This is a genomic window from Trichococcus collinsii (assembly GCF_900107505.1).
GTDB classification, from domain to species: Bacteria; Bacillota; Bacilli; order Lactobacillales; family Aerococcaceae; genus Trichococcus; species Trichococcus collinsii.
In genome coordinates, this window is sequence record NZ_FNQH01000002.1 from 219,701 (window position 1) to 243,138 (window position 23,438).

General features: G+C 47.1%; 19 protein-coding genes. 4 read left to right on the forward strand and 15 right to left on the reverse strand.

Annotation, left to right across the window (positions count from 1 at the left end; translation table 11 throughout):
- The first annotated feature begins 213 nt into the window (after nt 1-213).
- Nucleotides 214-1,848: an ABC-F family ATP-binding cassette domain-containing protein gene (locus BLV66_RS05345; RefSeq protein WP_086987466.1), complete on the forward strand. Its 1,635-nt coding sequence runs from the start codon at nt 214-216 to the stop codon at nt 1,846-1,848.
- 262 nt (nt 1,849-2,110) lie between these two features.
- Here BLV66_RS05345 and BLV66_RS05350 read toward each other — a convergent pair whose 3' ends face one another.
- From BLV66_RS05350 to BLV66_RS05370, 5 genes are all read right to left on the reverse strand, one after another.
- Nucleotides 2,111-2,860, reverse strand: a complete 750-nt coding sequence (locus BLV66_RS05350; RefSeq protein WP_176974149.1) for an acyl-[acyl-carrier-protein] thioesterase — start codon at nt 2,858-2,860, stop codon at nt 2,111-2,113.
- 80 nt (nt 2,861-2,940) lie between these two features.
- On the reverse strand, nt 2,941-3,699 hold the full coding sequence (locus BLV66_RS05355) for an ABC transporter permease (RefSeq protein WP_086987464.1): 759 nt from the start codon (nt 3,697-3,699) through the stop codon (nt 2,941-2,943).
- Nucleotide 3,700: 1 nt separating this feature from the next.
- Nucleotides 3,701-4,354, reverse strand: a complete 654-nt coding sequence (locus BLV66_RS05360) for an ABC transporter ATP-binding protein (RefSeq protein ID WP_086987463.1) — start codon at nt 4,352-4,354, stop codon at nt 3,701-3,703.
- A 199-nt stretch (nt 4,355-4,553) separates the two neighbouring features.
- Nucleotides 4,554-5,321, reverse strand: a complete 768-nt coding sequence (locus BLV66_RS05365) for a ChbG/HpnK family deacetylase (protein ID WP_086987462.1) — start codon at nt 5,319-5,321, stop codon at nt 4,554-4,556.
- A 38-nt stretch (nt 5,322-5,359) separates the two neighbouring features.
- Nucleotides 5,360-6,145 (reverse strand): SDR family oxidoreductase, encoded by a 786-nt coding sequence (locus BLV66_RS05370; protein ID WP_086987461.1) that lies wholly within the window; start codon nt 6,143-6,145, stop codon nt 5,360-5,362.
- A 219-nt stretch (nt 6,146-6,364) separates the two neighbouring features.
- Between BLV66_RS05370 and BLV66_RS05375 the strand changes: the two genes are divergently transcribed.
- Both BLV66_RS05375 and BLV66_RS05380 read left to right on the forward strand, forming a co-directional pair.
- Nucleotides 6,365-7,495 carry an exonuclease SbcCD subunit D gene (locus BLV66_RS05375; RefSeq protein WP_086987460.1) on the forward strand — a complete coding sequence of 377 codons (1,131 nt, stop codon included), beginning with the start codon at nt 6,365-6,367 and terminating at the stop codon, nt 7,493-7,495.
- Nucleotides 7,496-10,555: an AAA family ATPase gene (locus BLV66_RS05380; RefSeq protein WP_086987459.1), complete on the forward strand. Its 3,060-nt coding sequence runs from the start codon at nt 7,496-7,498 to the stop codon at nt 10,553-10,555.
- Between the two features lie 77 nt (nt 10,556-10,632).
- On the opposite strand, the gene BLV66_RS05385 is transcribed toward BLV66_RS05380, so the two are convergent.
- Together BLV66_RS05385 and BLV66_RS05390 are read right to left on the reverse strand one after the other, a co-directional pair.
- Nucleotides 10,633-11,046, reverse strand: a complete 414-nt coding sequence (locus BLV66_RS05385; RefSeq protein ID WP_086987458.1) for a universal stress protein — start codon at nt 11,044-11,046, stop codon at nt 10,633-10,635.
- Nucleotides 11,047-11,264: 218 nt separating this feature from the next.
- A complete protein-coding gene (locus BLV66_RS05390) occupies nt 11,265-12,395 on the reverse strand; it encodes a carbohydrate kinase (RefSeq protein WP_086987457.1) in 1,131 nt (376 codons plus the stop codon).
- Nucleotides 12,396-12,617: 222 nt separating this feature from the next.
- On the opposite strand from BLV66_RS05390, the gene BLV66_RS05395 reads away from it, so the two are divergent.
- Nucleotides 12,618-13,241 carry an HAD family hydrolase gene (locus tag BLV66_RS05395; protein WP_086987456.1) on the forward strand — a complete coding sequence of 208 codons (624 nt, stop codon included), beginning with the start codon at nt 12,618-12,620 and terminating at the stop codon, nt 13,239-13,241.
- Between the two features lie 83 nt (nt 13,242-13,324).
- On the opposite strand, the gene BLV66_RS05400 is transcribed toward BLV66_RS05395, so the two are convergent.
- From BLV66_RS05400 to BLV66_RS05435, 8 genes are all read right to left on the reverse strand, one after another.
- Nucleotides 13,325-13,984: a tetratricopeptide repeat protein gene (locus tag BLV66_RS05400; RefSeq protein WP_086987455.1), complete on the reverse strand. Its 660-nt coding sequence runs from the start codon at nt 13,982-13,984 to the stop codon at nt 13,325-13,327.
- 300 nt (nt 13,985-14,284) lie between these two features.
- A complete protein-coding gene (locus BLV66_RS05405; RefSeq protein ID WP_176974150.1) occupies nt 14,285-15,451 on the reverse strand; it encodes a CapA family protein in 1,167 nt (388 codons plus the stop codon).
- 324 nt (nt 15,452-15,775) lie between these two features.
- Nucleotides 15,776-16,903, reverse strand: coding sequence for a carboxynorspermidine decarboxylase (gene nspC / locus BLV66_RS05410; protein ID WP_218131814.1), 1,128 nt, complete (start codon nt 16,901-16,903; stop codon nt 15,776-15,778).
- A gap of 21 nt (nt 16,904-16,924) precedes the next feature.
- Nucleotides 16,925-18,136: a saccharopine dehydrogenase family protein gene (locus BLV66_RS05415; RefSeq protein WP_086987452.1), complete on the reverse strand. Its 1,212-nt coding sequence runs from the start codon at nt 18,134-18,136 to the stop codon at nt 16,925-16,927.
- 251 nt (nt 18,137-18,387) lie between these two features.
- Entirely contained in the window at nt 18,388-18,975 is a 588-nt protein-coding gene (leuD, locus tag BLV66_RS05420) for a 3-isopropylmalate dehydratase small subunit (RefSeq protein WP_086987451.1), read from the reverse strand.
- Nucleotides 18,962-20,350, reverse strand: coding sequence for a 3-isopropylmalate dehydratase large subunit (gene leuC / locus BLV66_RS05425; RefSeq protein WP_086987450.1), 1,389 nt, complete (start codon nt 20,348-20,350; stop codon nt 18,962-18,964). Before leuC ends, leuD begins: the two co-directional genes overlap by 14 nt.
- A gap of 15 nt (nt 20,351-20,365) precedes the next feature.
- Nucleotides 20,366-21,412 (reverse strand): 3-isopropylmalate dehydrogenase, encoded by a 1,047-nt coding sequence (gene leuB / locus BLV66_RS05430; RefSeq protein WP_086987449.1) that lies wholly within the window; start codon nt 21,410-21,412, stop codon nt 20,366-20,368.
- 17 nt (nt 21,413-21,429) lie between these two features.
- Entirely contained in the window at nt 21,430-22,986 is a 1,557-nt protein-coding gene (locus BLV66_RS05435) for a 2-isopropylmalate synthase (protein WP_086987448.1), read from the reverse strand.
- Nucleotides 22,987-23,438 lie beyond the last annotated feature (452 nt).

The window sequence follows — 23,438 nt, forward strand, 5'->3', positions numbered from 1 at the left end:
AAAACTTACCAATTTCTCATTTTACCATATATCCCCCAAGCATTGGTTGTCATCCGCAAAATAACGGCAATATTGCAACAAACGAGCACAAACGATTGCCACAAAAGAAACAATCTTACTCGTTTTTTGTAAACAGTATGTAAAATCCTTTTATTTTTTCAGGAATATGCTAGAATTAATTGACTATAAACAAGAATTGAGGAATGTAAAAAAATGATTACCGTATCAAATGTCAGCCTACAATTTTCCGATCGCAAACTGTTTGACAATGTCAATCTAAAGTTCACCCCTGGTAACTGCTATGGCGTCATCGGTGCCAATGGAGCTGGAAAATCTACTTTTTTGAAGATTTTATCAGGCGTCATCCAGCCCACAACCGGCGATATCATTATGGATCCAAATGAACGTTTAGCTGTACTGAACCAAAATCACTATGGTTTCGAAGACCATCAAGTACTGGACACTGTGATCATGGGGCACAAACGTCTTTATGCCATCATGGATGAAAAAAATGCCATCTACGCAAAAACCGATTTCACTGAGGAAGACGGCATCAGAGCCGGCGAACTTGAAGGCGAATTTGCTGAATTGGATGGATGGGAAGCCGAATCCGATGCTGCAAGTCTCTTGCAAGGTTTAGGAATTGGTGAAGAATTGCACTTCAAGCAGATGAGCGACCTATTGGAGCCGCAAAAAGTAAAAGTTTTGCTGGCGCAAGCATTATTCGGCAAACCTGACGTACTACTATTGGACGAGCCGACAAACGGTTTGGACAAAGAATCAATCGAGTGGTTATCCGAATTCCTTATCAACTTCCCTAACACCGTCATCGTTGTTTCCCATGACCGTCACTTCCTGAACACAGTATGTACGCACATGTGTGACGTTGACTTCGGAAAGATCAAACTTTATGTCGGTAACTATGACTTCTGGATGCAATCCAGTCAATTGGCTTCTAAACTGGCAGCCGATTCCAATTCGAAAAAAGAAGAGCAGATCAAGGAGTTGCAGGACTTCATTGCGCGATTCAGTGCAAATGCATCGAAATCCAAACAAGCGACTTCACGTAAAAAGACGTTGGATAAAATCACCTTGGATGATATTCAACCATCATCCCGTAAATATCCTTTTGTCGGCTTCACCCCAGAACGCGAAATCGGCAATGACTTACTGATCGTTTCGAACCTTTCCAAGACAATCGACGGCGTCAAAATCTTGGACAAAATCAGCTTTGCTTTAAACAAAAACGATAAAGTCGCTTTTGCAAGCCGCAAAGACATCGCTACTACCACCCTCTTCAAAATTTTGATGGGTGAAATGGAAGCTGACGGCGGTACTTTCAAATGGGGCGTCACAACGTCACAAAGCTACTTGCCGAAGGACCACACGAACGAATTCCCGGTTGCCGACATCACTATTTTGGAATGGTTGCGCCAATTCGCAGGCAAAGAAGAGGACGACAATACCTTCTTGCGCAGCTTCTTGGGCCGCATGTTGTTCTCAGGTGAAGACGTCATGAAGAAAGTTTCTGTCCTATCCGGGGGAGAAAAAGTCCGTATCATCCTATCGAAAATGATGCTTACAAAAGCAAACGTCTTGGTATTGGATGACCCGACGAATCACTTGGATCTTGAATCCATCACTGCCCTGAATGACGGCATGATTGCCTTCAAAGGTGCATTGTTGTTCACTTCACACGATTACGAGTTCATCAACACTACTGCGAACCGTATCATCGAAGTAACTCCAAATGGTGTTGTCGACAGAATGGAAACAACCTATGAAGACTTCTTGGCTGATAAGGATGTCCAAGCAAGAATCAACGCACTTTATAATGAACAAGCATAAAATCAGCACGAAGAAAAGAGGAACAAACCGAACATTCGGGTTGTTCCTCTTTTTGTTTAATAGAATATTTCAATTCCAAAAGTGCCTCACCTCTGATGTTTTACAGAGGTGCAAAATATTCCATGCATCCCAAAACGTTGGCTAGCCTCACGGGTTAGCCCTTCGGAAATTAGACAAATCTGACTCATTGCGCTCTGCCATGCTCATTCAGGGCCAGATTTCCTAAATTTCTTTCAGCGCGGAACGAACCCGTTCCGCTTTTCTATACTTTTTTCCAGATCATATGGGCTTCACAGGCCAGGTCTTCGCCGTTCATGATGCGATGCGCGGTGATGATTTCACCGTTCCCCGCTTCTTTCGTCGACATGACGCTAGTGATACTGTTGCCGTATTCTACCTCTTTTTCATACTTGATCGTAACGGCAGCCATCTGGTGATCCATGATGAATTTCGGATCGATCGTGTTGATGATCCAATCGAAATATTTTGCGTTGTTGACATGACGATTGTAGTCGATATCCAGGTATCTGACGCGGAAATCCTGTTCCTTGCGGTTTTCCGGCTCCAGTTGGATCGGCTTCTGCATGCGCACCATCGTCCGGATTTCATCGGCTTGATAGACGGTCAGCAGGTCTTTTTGGATCTGGACCATTTTGCGGGTCTCGATGTCCATCATGACAAAGTTCGTCATCACTTCCACACAAAGTTGTTCGCTTTCATCATAAGCTCGAAAGCGGCGATAGGTGAAGTAACGATTATAGCTCATCGCTTCCGTTTCCAGGATGATTTCTTCACCTCGGTGCGGCATGCGTTCGATCTGCATGTCGTACTGCACGATGATCCAACTGAGACCTCTTTCGGACATCTGATCATTCGTGTTCCCGAGTGAATCGCTTTGTTGGCCCGACAAGTCCATCATCAGGTTGACGAGCGATGGCAAAGTGATTTCACCGGTGATGTCACATTCATAGCCTTTGATGCGATGGGTGCTGCGATAGATTAATCCGCTCAACGTTTTCCCTCCAAAATCAATTTTATAATAGAAAGGATACCATACTTTTCAGAACGGACCAACCGAAAAACTGAGCAGCGTCAGACGCGCAGTTGCTGTCTGTCATTGTAGAATTCGCGGTATGCCAGGAAAGAGGCGATGTAGGAGGAGATGCTTGTCGCCGCAACCAGCATGAAAGTCACCATGATCTGATACATGATGGCCGTCATCGGTACGGTACCGGCAAACATCAGACCCGACATCATACCTGGCAAGGAGACGATGCCCACCGTTTTGGCGGAATCCAATGATGGCTGCATGCCCGACCTGATCGTTTCCCTCAAGATGGTGCGCGAAGCTTGATTCGGAGTCGCACCGAGAGACAGTTTTTCCAGAATCTGCTGGCGCTGATCACGGAACAAGGAATTCAGGTTGCGGTAGCACAATCCGATGGTCGTCATCGCATTCCCAGCTATCATGCCGGTGATCGGCACAATCTGTGAAGGGATAAATTTGACGGACCCTGACAGGACCAGAACGGATAACGTCAAGATTGCTGAAGCAGAGATTGCGATCAATGAAATCTTCAAGGAATTCGGGATACTGCTGCTGCGTTTGTGGGCATTCCATGACGCATTGAAGACGATGACGGCAACCATAACCAAGGTGACAATCGTATTGTTCACATTGAACAAGTACGTCAAAACGTACCCTACCGCAATCAGCTGTACAACGGCTCTGGCGATGCTGTACAAAATGTCTTTGGCCGTGCCTAATTTTTCTTTGTAAGAGATGTAAACTCCCACCATTACCAATGAAAAGCTCAACATGAGCGTGATTGGACTGACTTGTAGATCCATCTTAGTTCCCCTCCCCTTTTACGATTTTCCCAGCAACGATATGGATGTTCTTATCCGCCAAGCTTGATTCTTCCTCATTATGGCTGACCATGATGATCGTCATATCGGCATGCTCCCGCATTTCCTGGAGCCATTTCCAGATGATTTGGCGATTCGCTTCATCCAAGGCGCTCGTCACTTCATCGAGCAAGAGAATTTTCGGTTGAAACAGGACGTTGCGGATCAAAGCGACACGCTGTTTTTCCCCGCCTGACAAGGTATTTATTTCTTTATCCAAATATTCCTTCGGCAGCCCTAGCGACTCCAGATATGCGACTGCTTTCTTTTCATCGAATTCTTTTTTGCGGATTTCGTAAGGAAAAGCCAAATTGTCGCGGACAGTTTTTCCGAACAAAACAGGTGTCTGGAACGTATAGGAAACCTCCTTGCGATATTCGGTGGGCTCGTATGCATCCAGCGATTTGCCTTGGTAGCGTATTTCCCCTTCGGTACGCGACAGGATGGTCGCCATAATCTTCAATAATGTGCTTTTGCCGCTTCCGGACGGGCCAGTTATCGAAAGAAACTCGCCCTCCTCCAGCGAATAGCTGATGTCGTCCAGAATGACTTTGCCGTCCGACACAAAACTCAGATGTTCCATTTCCAATAATGCCATTTTTTAAATTACTCCTTTATTATTCAAATTGCAGCTGAATCCGTTGCGAACATCAAAAAATCGCCGTACAGGTCAGCTATGCTTCATTTCTCTATTCTATCACTACTTCCCGCATTTCAGTTAATGATATTAATTATAATTTAATAATAAATGTAAAAAGGCAGCCCCTTAACGGGACTGCCTTACCTTACAAGTCTCTTTATTCTTTCAATTCAGCATACGAAATCAACTGGATTGCCTCATCTTCTCGGATCCGATCTGCAAAGTCAGAATGCATCAAGAATTCAGCCATGTAGGCCCGTTCTTTCTGAAGACTGCTCACACGTTCCAGACTTGCGTCGACATAGCCCGGATGGACGATCAATTCAATCGAGGTGTCTTCTTTTTCCAAGACGGCCATGATGTCATCCAATTTTTCCATCACGCTCATCCCTAATTCAGCCTGCGGTTTTTCAGCTGCAAACCCGAGATCGAATTGACGGTCTGTGTGCAATACCCCATGGCTGCCTTCAAAGTGATCCCGGATTGGCAGTTCGTACTGGATTGCCAACGACAGAATGACTTTGTTCAGTGGCTCCAACATATGTACATGGTGATGCGAATCCAAATGCGTTGGTTTGATGCCCGCCTTGCGCACCTTTTCGATCTGAGCATGCCACTCCGCATAGACTTCATCCAAATCCAGCGAAGCCGAATTTTGCTGCACATATTCCCTTGTTCGAAAACGCCCATTGGCACTGATACTGTCTGCATTAGGCAATAGAGGCTTCCCGAGCGTCAAATTCAGATGGACCCCGATTTCCAGTTCCGGATGATCGGATGCCAATTCAACTGCATGATCGAATGCCACTCCGTTCGCCAACAGGGTCGTTGAGGTGGTGATACCGTACAAAAAACTGTCGACGATGCCATAATTCACACCATTTGTGAGACCAAAATCGTCTGCGTTGATGATTACTTGTCCCATATTTCATTCTCCTGTCTGTTTCGGATGGCGGTTCGGCTTCAAATCGCTTTGACTGCCCCACCATCCACATATAGTGTGCTCCCGGTGATGTAGGTATTTGCTTCGGAAAGAAGGAAAACGACGGCTTTCGCGAATTCTTCCGGTGTACCGTAACGACCCAAAGGAATACCTGCGATTGCGTTCTTGTCGACTTCCGCCAATGGCAGCTCTTTCGCTTTGGCGTTCGCTTCATTCAGATATTTCAGGCGATCGGTTGCGATTTTTCCCGGAGCAACGACATTCACGAGGATGTTGTCGGGCGCCAATTCATCAGCAAGCGTCTTGCTTAGACCAACGATGCCGTTCCGGAACGTGTTTGAAAGGACCAGATTCGGCAACGGCGTCTTCACCGAAATCGAGGCGATATTGACGATGCGCCCGCCCTCTTTGCGCAGATCGGGTAACACTTCACGGATGATCCGAATGTAGCTCAACAAGTTTAATTCGAAAGCCTGTTGCCACGCCTCATCGGAAAAGGAATCGAATTTTCCACTTGGCGGACCGCCTGCATTGTTCAACAAAATATCGATTTTCCCGAACACTTCATGCGTCCTTGCCACCAGCTTCTGGATATCCTCATTTTTGGTGATGTCGCAAGGGAAATACGCAACCTTTCCGCCATGCAAGGCTTCCAGCTCTTCCTTCACTTCAGCCAATTTGTCTTCGCTTCTGCTCGTGAGCATGACATATGCGCCTTCTTTGACGAGCTCCTTCGCTACCGCCTTACCCAACCCTTGGCTCGAAGCAATGACCAATGCCACTTTGTTTGTTAACCCCAGATCCATTTCGGCTCCTCCTTCAACTGCTTTATTATCCTAACCTCATACCCATACTATAGACCAAAAGCGTCCACATCACTAGCATTTCACTCACCTCACTGCATTTGTCCCTGCTCGCCCCCCGGATAGTCTGTTATAATGGAACATGAACTTATTTGGCTTACTTATAAGATACGCGCAACTTTTTAATTACAAGACACTAACCGATGGACAGGAGACTTTTCCATGCGAATACTGCATACAGCTGATTGGCATCTTGGCAAAATCGTCAACGATTTTTCCATGCTGGATGATCAGACCTATTACTTGATGAAGCTGATAGAAACACTGAAAGAAAAAGAAATCGACGCGATTATCATGGCGGGCGACCTATACGACCGCGCCTTGCCGCCGAAAGAAGCGGTGGTGCTGGCCAACCGGACACTGACCCGGATGGTGAAGGAATTGGGCGTGCCTGTGTTCGTCATCGCCGGTAACCACGACAGCAACGAACGCATCGAATATGCCGCCGATCTGCTGGCCGACAGCCACCTCTACATAGAAGGAACCATGAAAGAGGCTATCCGAATAGTTCCCTTCCAAGGAACCAATTTTTATCTGTTGCCCTTTGCGGATCATGTCTATGTGCGGGAAAAGCTTAAGGATGACAGCATTAAAAATATGGAAGACGCTGTGCGTGCGCAACTAGCGACCATCAAAGCAACAATGAACCCGGATGAAGTGAACATACTGATTGCGCATGGCTATGTGATCCAGGCCGGAAACGACACAAGCGAGCCATCCGATTCCGAACGTCCGCTCAGCATCGGCACTTCCGAATACGTGGATGTGTCGCTGTTCGAGGACTTTGATTACGTTGCTCTAGGGCATCTGCACAAAGCCCAGAAAGTCAAAAACGACAAAGTCCGCTACAGCGGCTCGATCCTGAAGTATTCAAAATCGGAAACCCCTCATCAAAAACAGACGAGTATCGTAACGATTGAAAAAGACAAACTGGAGATCGAACCGCTCCGCATCAAGCCTTTGCGCGATATGCGCACGATCCGGAGCACGTTTTCCGAGTTGATGAAAGGCCAATCCGACGATTATCTGTTCTTTGAACTGGAGGATTCGGAATACGTGCTGGATGCTATGAACCAATTGCGCCGCCGCTATCCACACGCGATGGGCCTCGAGTACGTCAGCCGGAGAGATACTGAATCGGTGGCCCTGCAGCACAACCGCGAGGATCTCCAACAGCTGTCCTACCCTGACCTCTTCAAGGACTTTTATGAGCAATACCGCGCCATCGAATTAGATGATGCCGGTCAAAAAATCGTTGCGGATGTCTTTTCCGCTTTGGGAAGGAAAGACTAGATGAGACCCTTAAGATTAGAAGTGAGTGCCTTCGGGCCATATAAAGAAAAGATCGTATTGGACTTCACGCAATTCCAAAACCAAACGTTGTTCCTGGTGAGCGGGCCCACGGGTGCCGGCAAGACCACGATTTTCGATGCCATTGCCTACGCACTTTACGACGTCGCCAGCGGCAGCAGCCGGGAAAAGGACACGTTCAAATCTCAGTTTGCAACGGAAGAGTCGGTCTGTTACGTCGATCTGACGTTCGAATACAACGGGAAGACTTACCGCGTCCGACGTTCTCCTGCCCAGATGGGTCCCGGGAAGAGTGGGAAAATCATCAATCTTTTGGCTGATGTGGCCTTCTATCACGATGACACTGTAACGACAAAAGCGCGCGATGCCAATGCGGAAATAGAACAGCTGCTTTCCTTGAACTATGAGCAGTTCAAACAGATCGTCATGCTGCCGCAAGGGGAATTCAAAAAACTGCTGGAATCGAACAGCAACGAAAAAGAGACGATCTTCCGGAATATCTTCGGAACCGAAATACTGAAAAGCTTCCAGGAGGAGCTGAAGGAAAAAGCCAAATTGCTCCAGAGCCAAGCGACTTCCGCCCAGGATTCCCTGCAGACCGCCTACTCGTTTGCCTCCGGAATCAGCGATGACGCCCTGCAGGAAGTACTCATCTTGCAGGACACCGAGCGCATCCTCGTTCGGATCGCAGAACTGCTGGCTGCGCTCGAAGAAGAACGCAACGCCAAAGAACTGCAACTCACGTATTTGCGTTCACAAAGCCAAGCCGCTTCCGATACCATCAAATTGCTCGAAGATATCGCACAACTGGAGGCACGGCTCAAAGTTCTTGAGGAAGAAGAATCGTCTGTCCTCGAATGGAAACGACAATTGAAACGCCATGAACAAGCCGTCAAAGCTGAGGAAAAAAGACTGCTGTGCATTGCAGCATCGACAAATCAGGCTGTAAAGCAGGAACAAGCCAAACTAAATGACGGTCTCTTGGACCAACTGAATCAGGCTACACACGATAAAAAATCAGCGTTCGAAGCATCGGAACGTGCCCTTTCCCTGATCCCAGGCTTGCGTGCGCAGGTCGACGCCGTGAAGGAACAGGAAAAACAGCTTGTCGCATTGGCTAACAAAGAAAAAGAACTGACCGGTTGCCAGAAAGCGTGCGAAGATGCCACGAAAGAACTGCAAAAACATGCGGAACTCAAGAATGTACAAAAAGGAAAACAGGAGCAGTGCCAGCAGAAGCTTGCGGAAGTGAAACAAGCCCAAAAGGATGCTTCAATCATTCAAGAGCAATTGAACGCGTGCAGAATGAACGTGCAACAATCCGATCAGCTCCACAAAAGGATCGTCCAAACCGAAAAATTATTGGCTGAACAACTTGAAAAAGGCGAGCGATTCCTGATTCTGGAAAAGGCATACGTGACGGTCGATCAACAGTTAAAGGATGAAACCCTCCTCTACAACCGCAACATCGCCGGCATCTTAGCCGAGCAGTTGGTTGGCGGAGAGGCTTGCCTTGTCTGCGGTTCAACACACCATCCCGCACCCGCGCAAAAAACGGCAGATACCCTTTCGGATCAGGACCGGGAGTTGCTGGAGAAAAAACGGAATCAGGCTTATGTAGATTACCAGCAAGCAACTGCCGAACTTTCCGGCATCCGAAAACAACTGGCCGACCTCTTCGATGAATTCGCAGTCCCGGCTGAAACTTTCGAAAACTTTAAGCACAAACAGAAAGAAAAACACGATACAGATATCGCGTCAGAAAAAACATTACTTATGGAAATGAATAATCTGCAGAAAGTACTTGATGAAGAAGAGTCCCTCGTCAAGGAGCAAAGCGAAATCGAAGCGAAACTACAGGCGATCGACAAGAACAGCTTTTCCCTCCAGCAAACACTGTTCTTGAACGAAACCCTTTCCCGGGACCTGTTGGCCGAAATCGACCAGGATAAACAAGTTTTGGGCGACAAGGACCTCGCAACCGTCCAAAAAGAGATCATGCAACTCAACGAAAAGATTGAGACCTACACAAGCGACTACAACAAGCTGAACAGAGAGCTGACGGAACTCGAGAAACAGCTTGCTGTCTGTATTGCCAACAGGACCACCTACTCAGCTCAGGTAGAGGAAGCAACAACTGCTTTGCTGGATGCTGAAGCGTTATACGCAACGGTGCTGGCTGCTGCCGATCTGGAAGAACCTTTCAACCAACTGATATTGGATAAGTCACTTTGTCTGGACATCCAGAAACGGATCCGCAGTCATGAAGATGACCTGAATGTCACTGTGACCCGTTTGAGCGATCAAAGGAAAGCCGCAGCAGCACTGGATCCAGATCAAACCATCGCTGCCTGCGCCGATCAAAAAGTGCTTCTCGACAATGCCATCCGCGAGTCGGAAGAGCAAAAAGATCAGCTCGCAGGCGACATCCAAATGCTCAGAAAAGCAGCCCAAGAAATCGCTGCAATCTACAAAAAGCAGCAGCAGATCATTGCTGATTACCAGAAGTACAGGACTTTGTCGGACATCGCCAACGGTACCAAAGAAACCGACTACATTTCCTTCGAACGCTACGTGCTGGCAATCTACTATGAAGAAATCATCGAAGCCGCCAACCTACGCTTCCAACAGATGACGAACAACCGCTATCTGTTGTTGCGCAAGGAAGACAAAGGAAAAGGTGCCGGAGCCAAGGGTCTGGATCTCGATGTATTCGATCATTACACCGGCCAAACCCGCAGCGTCAAAACGTTATCCGGCGGCGAAAGCTTCAAGGCCTCCCTTGCGCTTGCGCTTGGACTCAGTGACGTGATGCAGAGCCGCAGCGGCGGCATCCAGATTGATACGCTGTTCATCGATGAAGGGTTCGGTTCGCTGGATCCCGAATCATTGGATTCCGCAATCGAAGCTCTGTTCTCCCTGAACAGCAGCGGACGTTTGGTCGGGATCATCTCACACGTCGAGGAATTGAAGACGCGGATACCAGTCCACATTGAAGTCGACCGCACAGCGGAAGGAAGCACCGCAAAAATTGTCCTCTAGACAAAGGAAAGTCCAGCTACATTTACGTAACTGGACTTTTTTTGCGTCTCCTGATTCGTTGGTTCAAAAGCGTCTGATTAATTTTCCCTTACAATTAATACATCACATGGTGCGTGTTTGATGACATGATTCGTCACCGAACCGACCACCAATTTTGCGATAGTGCCCTTGCCTGTAGCGCCCATAACGATCAAATCACAATTCCATTCTTCCACAAGCGTCTTCGCAATCAATTCCTTTGGGTTGCCAGTGCGCATTTCTTTATGTACAGCGACCCCGTTTGCCCGCGCATATCTGTCAAATTCATCGAATAAAGAATCCTTATCCTTCTGCAGTTGTGCGGCCTCTTCTGCATTGTCCAATTTATCCAAGATCGCAACAAGATAAAGCGCGGCATCGTTCCTTTCAGCGATATGAACCGCTTGTTTGAACGCCTTGATTGAAGCCTCCGATCCGTCCACTGGGATCAATATGTTTTTATACTGAACCATTCAAACTCACTCCTTTGGAATAATCAATCAGAAAACGCTTTCCTTAATCTTATTTTACTATACTTACGGAAGAAACAAAAGATTAGCCGCCCTTCGGTTGATAAATTTACAAACCAAAAAGAGCCTGGGTGGCAGGCTCTTTTTGGTTATTTCTTACTACAATTAAAATCATCTTATTGGACGATTGATTTTCTCTGCACTCGTACGGTCTTATCTGACTAAATTTCTCTGCTTTCCAACTTACCGATTTCCTTGACATCCTTACGCAGCACCGATTGGGAAAGATTCGGGCGCACTTTATAGGCTGATTTTGATGACATGACGGCATTCACTAAGCCAGTCTGGATCATTTCCGTAATATCATCAGTCCTCAAGTAGGAATAAACGATTCCGGCACAAAGCGCCTCGTTCGTTCCCCAGATGTAGGTGTCGCTGTCTTTGTCGCTGTTCTTGAGGTCGTAGACGTGCATGCCGTATTTTTCGCTGGCATAGCCTACGCTCTGACTATTTCGGGTGATGATGACGTGTTGAACGCCTTGGCCCATCCAAAGCTGCAAGGCTTCACGCAAGGATGCATCATCCTTGATTTCGATCCCGAAGTGTTTCTCGGTTTCGTCATGCTTTGTGATGAGCAATTTCAATCCTTTTAGATTTTCCGGGATATTATAAAGCTTCAGTAAGGATGCGCTGACTAGGGCGACTGGAATATTGTACTTTGCGCCGATCTCAAGTAAGTGCTCCACGCTTTCTTTTGGACAATTCGAATCGATTATGATCGACTTCGCCCGCTTCAGCGTCGCCAGATGTTTCAACAACCACTTTGGCTGCATGTATTCATAGATATCCATCTCTGCCAACCCGATGATCATCTTGCCTGATTCATCGATGACTTCCATAAAGGTTCCTGTCGAAAAGCCAGGGACCATTTCCACTTCAGAAGTCTTCATCAATGGGCGCATGGATTCCTCGATCGTATGCCATTCCGCATCATCCCCGACCAGAGACAGCATGACGACATCTTCCTGCAACCTGCCCAGATTCTCAGCGATACTGAGAGCAACCCCTCCGATTGAAGTCTGGGAGGTGACATTGTTCGATTGTCCATGAACAAGACCGCCTTCCACAAAATAGCGGCGATCAATGCAGGCAGCGCCGATGCAAACGATTGGTCGTGTGTCATTGATGACATAGGCTTTCCCCAAAAGGTATCCCCGTCTCACTAAGCCGGAAATGATGTTTGCCACCGCGGGCCGTGACAAGCCAATCTTTGTAGCTAAATCTTGCTGCGAAATGAAAGGATTTTCCTTTATGTAGCTCAGTATTTTTGATTCTTTCTCGTTTAAAGCCATGTTTCAATTCCCCTAACTCTATTAAAACTCGGCAATGCCGATCTTATTCTTTTAGCAACAGTTTCTGCTCCTAAAGGTATAGTATATAACCAATTGGCCCAGTTTCCAAACGAACACGGCACATTGTAACCTTTTTTTAATGCGTTTGCATCATTCAGGGTCGTTTTATTACTATTCAAAGCGTGTTATAATGACAGGGACTATTTTAAGGGAGCTGTTCAAATGATTCATACATTTATTTTTGATGTCGACGGTACAATTGTGGATACCGAAGATTCCATATTCAGAGGTCTGGATGATGTCCTTAAGGAACACGCCGGAAGACCTGCAACACCGGAAGATATGCGTGTGATTTTTGGCATACCAGGCATGGAAGGCTTGCAGTCTTTAGGCTTTACCCCTGAACAAGCTGCCGATCTGCATCCGAAGTGGAGTGCGCAATCGAAAACTTATTCGGACAGCGTGAGTATCTTTGCCGGAATGGAAGATACACTGCGTCATTTGAAGGAAAACCATCATCTGCTGGGCATTGTCACCTCCAAGACAAAAGAGAGTTACGAGCTGAATATCACACCCTACGGTTTAGATGGCTTTTTTGACGTTATCATCACTTCCAGTGATACTGAAGAACACAAGCCTTCCGGGCAACCTTTGACGGAATGCCTGCGGAGATTGGGCGTTGCAGAAAATGAAGCCATCTACATTGGAGATTCCATTTATGACAATCAATGCGCACGCAATGCGGCTGTTTCATTCGGCTTGGCGGAATGGGGCTCGCATACGTCAGAAGGCTTCGATGCCGATCACATCTTCAAGGCACCTTCGGATATTCTATCTATTCTGTAGAAAATGCAAGCAACCTGAAAACGGGTTGCTTTTTTTCATTTTAAGAATGAATTTGTGCGGTCCAAAGCTACCTATTACTGTTTTCACTGTACATCCTCAACACGCTTCAGCCTTTCCAACAATTCATCTGCCGCTTCTTCATTTTTATTTTTCATGTATAAGGCATGGCTTTCGAGATAGGAATCCCGGGCTTTTTCCAAATCATTGAGGGTGAAATGATAATCACCCAGCCCGCGCATGATTCCGGCCTGACATTCCTCATCTTCGGATTTATCGGCATACTGTTTCGCCTTGTCCAGATTAACTTTGCTTTTCATTGGATTCCGTTGTAACAATGATAGAATGGCCGTCTCATGATAGCTTCGTGCCAACCCGCAATAATCATCAGGGAAATGCGTCAGTCGAAAAGTAATCTCTTCCTCACACATCAATGACGCCAAATCGTATTCCTCCAAATAACGGGTGTTCACCGCCAAGGCATGCAAATACTCGGCTTCCTTCTCCAAATCTTTGTTTTTCTTCGCATAAAACAAAAGCTCCTCGAGACATTCTTTGGCTCCAGCAAAATTTTTCTGCGCAGCATAGCACTTCGCTAACTTATTTACGACTTTTTGGTATTCTTCCGATTTCGGATCATCCAACATATATAAAGCATCAATGTATTTTTTCTCAGCATGAGCATAGTCGCTCGCCTGCATCGCAATTTCAGCGATTTCGATCAGTTGATGAACTTCCTTATCCATAGCGCATCCCCCTTACAGCACAAAGAAATTGTTATCGCTTTCAGTTCCATCTTAACATCATTCAGATGGTTTCACAAAGGATAACAACATCAGTAAAGAGCAAACAAGGCCGCACTTTTCGACAGTATTCTACAGTCCGGATTTTGCGCCAAATAAAAAGGCGCCCTTAGCCAGAGCGCCATCTTGTAAAAATGAAATCCCTAAACCCACAATGAATAAAAAAACGCAGTTACATACACATAATTTTGTTTTAATAATTTAGATACCATGTCAGTAAGTCACTTTACGGTATTTCTTTGATCACTCCAGCATTTCTGCCGGAATGACGTTCTTCACGATTGAAAGATAGTTATCCGGCGATATTTCAAAGCCTTCATATCCATTCAATCCATGCTGTAAAGCCAATTCTTCCGAGTAGTCTTCCAACTTATAGATTTTGAAATCACGTCTTGAGTTCTCAACATTTCCCGGATCCGCCACATAATGCGCAACGGTAGGCTCGAATTGGACATTTTCGACGGTTACACTATTATCAGCAGCAACGACGAAATCAAAAGTCACCATGCCGCCGAGCGTGTTGTAATCCGTCAATGAATGCGCGATGAAATTTCCCAGTGAATAGACCACAAGTGTTTGATTTTGATTCACGCCTGTAACCCACTCGATCGGCTGCAGAATGTGCGGATGGGTACCGATAACAACATCGACCTCCAAATCGGCGAAAAGTTGTGCATAAGTGCGCTGCATCTCATTGACTTCCTGCGTATTTTCATCACCCCAGTGCGCCGAAACGATGACGACATCACTAACGGTTTTGGCATTTGCCACATCTTGGCGAATCTGCTCTTCGTCAAAATAAGCGACACGGTAGGAAGTGTCGGGCTCAATGCCATTCGTCCCGTATGTATAGGTCAAGAAAGAGAACGTGACGCCTTCCCTCTCGATTGTCCGGATTTCATCACGGTCCGTCTGACTCTCATAAATGCCCGTATAGACAACATCCTCTAGTTCATTCCAGACCGCCAGAGAATTGAGGGCTCCGGGATAATCATAATCCAATGCATGGTTCGTTGCGCCGTTGACCAAGTCAAAGCCTAGATCACTCATATCCTGAGCTATTTCAGGCGGTGTATTAAACGCCGGATAACCGGAATAGGCATAACCATCCCCTGCGCTAATCGTTTCTTGGTTAAGAAAAGCGATATCGGCTTCTTCGATATCCCCCGCCACATTCTCGTAGATAGACTTGAATTCGTAGGTCCCGTCCGCCAGTTTCGCATCCTGGAAAACGGAATCGTGGATCAAGTTGTCACCGACTCCGATGAATGAAATCACTTTTGTCTCATCTTTTTCGATAGGTACATCTTTTTGTTCGGAAGAGGTGTCCACGGATATACCTTCAGAAACCGTATCCGGCTGATCCGCGCACCCCCATAAACCCAGTACCGCCAAAGATGTCACTAACATTTCCCCCCTCATGTCATTCCCCTTTCTACTGGATTTCTGCGCAATATTCGACAATTTGATTATACCGGACCTATCCGGCTTTGTCACTTGAACCAAATCGTTTAAAGCCATGTTGTATTTTCAATGGCTGTACTTTTTTTGCCCCGCAACTCCGGCGAGGCTTCTTTCGCAGGAGTTGACCGGTAATATTTTGTCTCTTCTCCGAGAAGGTATCTGCCCACCGGAGGAGACCATCAGAATGTGGTGATCAACTCCGGCCAAGCCTCCCACGCCGGAGAACAGCAAAAAAGCTGCCTCATCTAGAGGCAGCTCCTAAAATAAAAACTAGAGGCGTGATTTGAAATCTTCGTATCCGAAGGTTTTGATGACTTTTGTGCCATCTTTGACCGTATGGGCCGCGATGGCCGGCAGTTGGATGCCGTTGAAAGTCGTATTCTTCACCATGGAATAGATGGCCATATCCGTGAAAATCAGGCGATCGCCCGCAATCAGCGGTTCATCGAAGGAGTAATCCCCGATGACGTCTCCTGCCAAACAAGTCTGTCCGCCTAAACGGTAAGTATGTTCTTTCTCATCCGCTTCACCGGAACCGATAATGAACGGACGGTAAGGCATTTCCAATACGTCAGGCATGTGGCAGGTAGCGGATGTATCCAAGATGGCCAGATTCATCTGGTTGTAGGTCGTTTCAAGCACGCTCGCAACAAGGAAGCCCGCATTCAAAGCAATCGCTTCGCCAGGCTCAAGATAGACTTGCACAGCATATTTCTCTTTGATGTAGTTGACGATCTTCACCAGTTTGGCGATATCGTAGCCTTCTTTAGTGATGTGGTGTCCGCCTCCGAAGTTCACCCATTTCATACCATGCAGGTATTTCCCGAATTTCTCTTCAAATGCGACCAGTGTCGCTTCCAAGGCATCGGAACCCTGTTCGCAAAGGGTGTGGAAATGCAGACCGTCCAACAGTTCGACTTGGCTTTCATCAAAATTGACAGCAGTCGTACCCAAACGCGAAAATGGACTGGCTGGGTCATAGAGTGCATGGTCCTGAGTGGACAGCTCCGGATTGACGCGCAGACCGATTTCGATCGGGCGATCGCTATTTTTCACCATTTCGGCATACAACTTCACTTGGTTAGGGGAATTAAAGACGATGTGATCCACTATCGGGAGCAACGCCTCCATTTCTTCCTTCTTGAAAGCCGGCGCAAAGACGTGCGTCTCTTTACCGAATTCCTCATAACCCAATTGTGCTTCGTGGACAGAGCTGGCGGTCGTGCCATCCAAGTACTCGGCTACCAAAGGGTAGAAGTGATACATCGAAAAAGCTTTCTGGGCCAACAAAATCTTGCAGCCCGTCTGATCCTTGACCGATTTCAGGATTTCCAGATTGCGGCGCAATAAGGTTTCATCCACCACATAGCTGGGGGTCGGCAAGGCTTGAAAATCGATTGTAGTGTCCATCCGTACCTCCTAATCGACCAAGGTAGGATTGAAGTCCTCTTGCCAAGGCAAGCCGTAGACGTTCAATGCTTCCATGAATGGATCCGGATCGAATTCTTCGATGTTATACACACCTGGTTTCTTCCATTGTCCGGTCAAGACCATAGCTGCCCCGATCATCGCAGGGACGCCGGTTGTGTAGGAAACAGCTTGTGATCCCACTTCTTTGTAGCATGCTTCATGGTCGCAGACGTTGTAGATGTAATATGTCTTTTCTTTACCGTCTTTGATGCCTGTGAAGATGTTTCCGATGTTTGTTTTTCCTTTAGTGCGTGGTCCTAATGAAGCTGGATCAGGCAATACGGCTTTCAGGAATTGCAGCGGCACGATTTGTTTGCCTTCGAATTCGATCGGTACGATTGAAGTCATGCCGACATTCTCCAATACCTTCAAATGCGTCAGATAGCTTTCGCCGAAAGTCATGAAGAAACGGATGCGTTTAATGCCTTTGATGTTCAAAGCCAAAGATTCAATTTCTTCGTGGTGCAGCAAGTACATATCTTTCTTACCTACTTGATCGAAATTGTATTCGCGTTTGATTTCCATCGGTTCCGTTTCAATCCATTTACCGTTTTCCCAATAGCTGCCGTTTGCGGTAACTTCACGGATGTTGATTTCCGGATTGAAGTTGGTTGCGAAAGGATAACCATGGTCACCGCCGTTGCAGTCCAGGATATCGATCGTATGGATTTCATCGAAATGATGTTTTTGGGCATAGGCAGAGAATACGCTCGTTACGCCCGGATCAAAGCCCGATCCCAATAAAGCTGTGATGCCAGCTTTTTCGAAGCGTTCGCGGTAATCCCATTGCCATTTGTATTCAAATTTAGCTGTATCTTCCGGTTCATAGTTCGCTGTGTCGACATAATCTGTTTTAGTCTCAAGACAGGCATCCATGATGGTCAAGTCTTGGTATGGCAAAGCCACATTAATCACGATATCCGGTTTGTATTCATTGATCAGCGCCACTAATTCAGGAACATTGTTCGCATCCACTTGGGCAGTCGTGATTTTGGAACGCCCAGCATAAATGCCGCTTTCGATCCGATCTTTGATTTCATCGCATTTTGACTTGGTACGACTGGCAATCATAAATTCTTCGAACACTTCTGAATTTTGGGCACATTTATGGCATACGACGTTGGAAACGCCACCGGCACCAATAATTAAAGCTCTACTCATCTTATTCATTCCTCCTGTAGGGAAAATTCATTCATCCATCCTGCGGGCCTTTTTCTGCAGATATCCTCAAATCGGGGCTTAACGACAGACAAGATATTATAACATAAAGCAGTATAGGATAATGTTTTTTTAGCGACAACGACAACATATCGTCATATTTGATAGACTTTGACGCAACTCCATCTTACAACACTTCAAAAAAACAAGCGAGAATTTCCCTCTAAGTTGAAGGAAATTCTCGCTTCTTCGATTTATGCGTATATATTATCCCATTTTGCTTCGTACGCATCAATTTCATCTTTAAACGCCATCGTTTCAGTGATGTCGTCGATGCCGTTTTCCAATTTATGCTTCCAAGTCGGATCGATAGCGAACGGATACTCGGCTGTGCTGGTTCTAACCACTTGATTCGGCAAATCGATCTGAATGGTTTCATCCGCAGGCAATTGCGCCAAAGCATCACGTTGCTCTTGTGGCAATTCGATCAACAACAGTCCGTTCTTTAAGGAATTCATGTAGAAGATATCGCTGTAGCTGCCGGCGATGATGACGCGGAAACGGTAATCCTTCAATGCCCAAGCGGCATGCTCACGGGATGAGCCGCAGCCGAAGTTGTCCCCGGTTACGAGGATCGTTGCTTCTTGGCGGTCGGCATCGTTCAAAGGGAACTCCGGATTCGGGTCGCCGTTTTTCAGGAAACGCCATTCATCAAAAACGAAAGCGCCGAAGCCGGTTTTTTCGATCCGTTTCAGAAATACTTTTGGGATGATTTGGTCGGTGTCGATGTTGTTGTTCATCAAGGCAACGGTTTTACCGTTATGTACTTTAATTGGCTCCATAAGTCACTGCTTCCTTTCTGATGTCCACAAATTTACCGTTCACTGCTGCAGCGCCTGCCATGGCCGGGCTGACCAAGTGCGTCCGCGAACCCTTACCTTGACGGCCTTCGAAATTACGGTTGGAAGTCGAGGCACAGTGTACGCCGGCAGGCACTTTATCCGGGTTCATCCCCAAACAAGCCGAGCAGCCTGGTTCGCGCCATTCAAATCCTGCGTCGATGAAGATTTTGTCCAATCCCAACTCTGCGGCTGCATCACGGACTGTCCGGCTGCCCGGAACGACCATAGCCTGGATATGACTAGGCACTTTGCCGCCCTTGACGTATTTCGCCGCTTCGATCAAATCGGACAGACGCGCATTCGTACATGAGCCGATGAAGACAAAGCCCAACGGAATTTCTTCAGCCGTCTGGCCAGGCTGCAGATCCATGTAGTTATAAGCGCGCTCGTCATTCTTGTCCTGGATTTCAGGGAATTTTTCGCCGAATTGCACGCCCATGCCTGGGTTTGTGCCCCAGGTTACATAAGGCGCCAAGTTGGAAACTTCGATAGCAATGTCAGTGTCATATACAGCATCCGGATCACTCTTCAACGTTTCCCAATCCGCGATGGCCTTCTCCATGTTTTCCGGTGCATACCGGCGGCCGCGCAGATAATCATAGGTAGTCTGGTCCGGCGCCATCATACCGATTTTAGCCCCAAATTCGATAGACATATTGCAGATCGTCATCCGTTCTTCCATCGTCAAGGCTTCGACGGTATCCCCGTAGAACTCAATCGCGTAGCCGCTCCCGAAGGCTGTCCCGTAAGTCGCAATCAGGTGGAGAATAATATCTTTCGCATAAACGCCTGCAGGCAATTTTCCGGTGATTTTGACGCCCATCGATTTCGGTTTTTTCTGCCAGATCGACTGTGTTGCAAAAACATGTTCAACTTCCGAGCTGCCGATACCGAATGCCATGGCTCCGAAAGCGCCGTGCGTAGCCGTATGCGAATCTCCGCAGACGACAATCTTGCCGGGTTGGGTTGCGCCCAATTCCGGTCCGACCATGTGAACAATCCCTTGGTTGGCTGTTCCAATATCCATCAATGGGATATTGAATTCTGCGCAGTTCTTCTGCAGCGCTTCGATCTGTTTCTTCGAAATCAGATCTTTGATGTTGAAGATATCTTCCGTCGGCACATTATGGTCGACAGTTGCGATCGTTTTGTCAGGGCGTCGGACTGGGCGGTTGGTTTCGCGCAAGCCGTCGAAGCCTTGTGGTGAAGTGACTTCATGGATCAAGTGCAAGTCCACATACAACAATTGTGGTTCACCTTCTGGTCCTGTAATAACGTGTCTGTCCCAAAGTTTATCAAAAAGTGTTCTGCTCATATTGTGTACTCCCCTTCACTTTTCCAAAATGGCTTTCACTTGTTCAGTAAATGCTGTCGTTGTAGTCGTGCCACCCAGATCAGCCGTCAGGAAACCGGCATCCATCACCTCAGCGGCCGCTTTTTCAAGTGCATCCGCCTCTTCATGTAGCTGGAAGCTTTGGCGCAGCATCATGGCAACTGACAGGATCATCGACATCGGGTTCGCGATGTTTTTCCCGGCGATGTCCGGTGCGGATCCATGGATTGGTTCATATAAGGATGGACCGGACACAGCATGGCTTCCGGAAGGCAACATCCCCAATGAGCCTGTGATGACGGATGCTTCGTCGCTCAGGATGTCGCCGAACATGTTTTCCGTAACGATGACATCGAATGCAGTCGGATTTTGGATAATCTTCATCGAAGCCGCATCGACATACAAATGATCGACGGTAACTTCCGGGTATTCCGTCGCGATTTCATTGACTGTTTTGCGCCACAGTTTGCTGCTGGCCAATACGTTCGCTTTATCGACGGAAGTCAGTTTTTTGCTGCGCGTCATCGCGATGTCAAAAGCTTGGCGGACAATCCGATCGATTTCGCTCTTCTTATAGAAGAGAGTATCTGTCGCTTCTTCGTCATTCCAGTGCTTCGGCTGGCCGAAGTACAATCCGCCTGTCAATTCGCGGACAACGATGAAGTCAGTGCCTTTAACGCGTTCCGTCTTCAACGGGGACAGGTGGGCGATGCTATCGCTCACTGCGATCGGGCGAATGTTCGAGAAAAGTCCCAAAGTCTTACGCAATTGCAACAGGCCATCTTCCGGCGTTTTCTCGGCGTTTTCCCATTTTGGTCCGCCGATTGCGGCCAAAAGGATCGCATCAGCTTCGGAACAGCCTTTGATTGTTTGTGGTGGGATCGGATCGCCGGTTTCATCGATGCCGGCTCCTCCGAATGGGTAAACCGTCACGTTGAATTCATGTTGAAATTTTTTGCCGATTGTTTCCAGCAAAGTCAATCCACTTTCCATTATCTCTGGTCCAATGCCATCTCCGGGCAACGCTGCAATCGTATAATTCATCTTACTTTTCCCCCTCATCAGAAATGTGCTGATACTTTTTCTATTGTCTGTTTATTTTTTGCTTTACCGCTGGCTTGGATATAAGCTTTCGCTGATGCCGTCAGGACGTCGAAGTCGATGCCTGTGCCGTTATAGCTCTTGCCGTCCTCATCCTCCACGACCACGTGCACTTCTGCTTGTGCATCTTTTCCGCCCGTGATGGCTTCGATATTGTATTCCTTCAAAATGATTTCTTGATCCAGGATGCGGTTGATGGTGTTGTAGATGGCTTCGATGCTTCCTGATCCGGTTGCTGAATCCTGCATCTTCGCGTCTTTATTGCGCTTGTCCTGGATGCCGACGATAGCTCCTTGGATGCCATCCTTGACAAACTGCACTTGCAGGCGTTTCAACTCATAAACCGACTCGTCCTCGATAGATTTTCCGACCATCAATGCATGGATGTCCTCTTCGGTCACGTTCTTCTTCTTGTCAGCGAGTTCTTTGAAACGGGCGAACAATATTTTGATTTCTGCCGGGTCGCTGATTTCATAGCCCATTTGCGCAATCCGATCCACAAAGGCGTGACGACCGGAAAGTTTGCCCAACGGCAGCGAATTGTGCTCCACACCGACCAATTGCGGCGTGATGATTTCGTAGGTTTCCGGATTCTTCAGCACACCATCCTGATGGATACCGGATTCGTGTGCGTAGGCGTTGCCACCGATGACGGCTTTGTTGCGCGGAATTGGCATGCCGGAAAGGCGGCTGACCAAATCGCTTGTGCGCTTCGTTTCCTTCAGGACCATACCGGTTTCTTTTTCATAATAGTTTTTGCGGATATGAAGAGCGACCGCAACTTCTTCCAGAGCCGTATTCCCTGCACGTTCGCCAATTCCGTTGATGGTTCCTTCTACCCGAAGCGCGCCATTTTCGACTGCGGCCAAAGCATTGGCTGTTGCCATGCCCAGATCGTCATGGCAATGGGAGGAGAAGATGACGTCATCAAAGCGGGTTACGTTTTGCTTCAGGTATTTGAACAGGTTACCGAACTCGGTCGGATTGGTGTAGCCAACCGTGTCAGGGATATTGATGACTGTTGCGCCCTTTTCGATGGCCAGGTTGATGACTTCAACCAGGAAGTCCCAATCGCTTCGGGTAGCATCCTCCGGTGAGAACTGGACTTTCTCGAATTTTGATTTGGCGTATGCCACATGGTGTCCGATCGAGGCCAAAACTTCTTCCTTAGTCATTTTCAGTTTGTATTCCATATGAATGGGGCTGGTCGCCATAAATATATGGATTTGCGGATCGACTGCATCCCTCAAAGCATTGTAGGCAGCATCGATGTCCTTTTCGTTACAGCGGGCAAGACCTGCTACCGTCATATTTTTGACGGCACCGGCAATCGCCTTTACTGCTTCGAAGTCGCCTTCTGAAGAGATCGGGAAACCTGCTTCAATAACATCGATCCCCCATTTTTCCATCTGCAAGGCAATCTGCACCTTTTCCTTCGTATTGAAGTTCACACCAGGTGTCTGCTCCCCATCGCGCAGGGTCGTATCAAAGAATTGAATGTACTGTTTTTCGGTCATGGTCTTTTCCTCCGGTTCATTTTTCGTTTATTGGTTTCATTAAAGAATCATAAGAGTAAATTTCGAAAAAAAATGCATCCACAAATAATGGATGCATTTCGAAGGTCAATAAATAATCGCTTCAGCCCCATTATTTGTCAATGCCAAGCAGGGCTCAAACGACTGATATTACAGTGTCCAAGCCCTGCTATAATAATAAGCCATTAAAAGAAGGGGTTATCCCCATGATTACGTTATCTGATACGTTTGCATCTCCCATGACGATCCCCTCCTCTTTTTTTGTAGCCTTCTAATTTTTCGTTAAGTTTTATTATCGTATTCTCATTTTATGCAAAGTAGCTTCTTTTGTCAACCCCTTTTGGTGTTTCCTTACAAAATCATGTGAAGCATCGCGGAACTAGGGAGGCGCGCAGTGGATTGGGGTGGATTGTCCTCTCCAACTCCGATTAGGC